The sequence below is a fragment of the Flavitalea flava genome (assembly GCF_054461575.1).
Window position 1 is genome coordinate 1 of sequence record NZ_JBTLQH010000149.1, and the last position, 518, is coordinate 518.

1 protein-coding gene is annotated in these 518 nt (G+C 57.9%); it reads right to left on the bottom strand.

The annotated features are described in order from the left end of the window. The coding region (locus ACX0G9_RS31775; protein ID WP_459069023.1) for a condensation domain-containing protein at positions 1-518 on the bottom strand (518 nt) is incomplete at both ends.

The following is a 518-nucleotide window of genomic DNA, read 5'->3' on the forward strand; positions in this document are numbered from 1 at the left end:
CTCAACCCCCGGTATTGGTATTGCCGGCCCGATGCCTGTTCCTCCTGGATCCCTTCCAGCCAGGATACGATCGTCTCCTCTCCCGCTATCCGCCCACGGAAGGGTAGCGTATTGATATACATCCCTACACGGCTTTCCACCCCAGCCATTTCTTCCGGTCTGCCAGATACCGTTACCCCATATACGCTTTGCCTATTGCCCGTATAACGGTACAGCAAATAGGACCATACTCCCTGCATCACCGTATTGACCGTCAGCCGGTGGCCTTGCGCAAAACGAACGATCCCCGACGTAGCCGCCTGGTCCAGCATCAGCACTTCCTGCCCGTAGCTGCCCATGCCCTTATTGCGGACCGCCGTTGACCCGATAAACGGCAACAGCGTACTGCCCCTAACCCCCGACAGATATCCCTGCCAGTACGAGGCCTCCAGGGCCTTGTCCCGGCTGCTGATATAGCCGATATACTCCTCATAGTTATCTTCCTGCTCCTCCTCTTGTTGCCCGCCCGGAGCAACGGC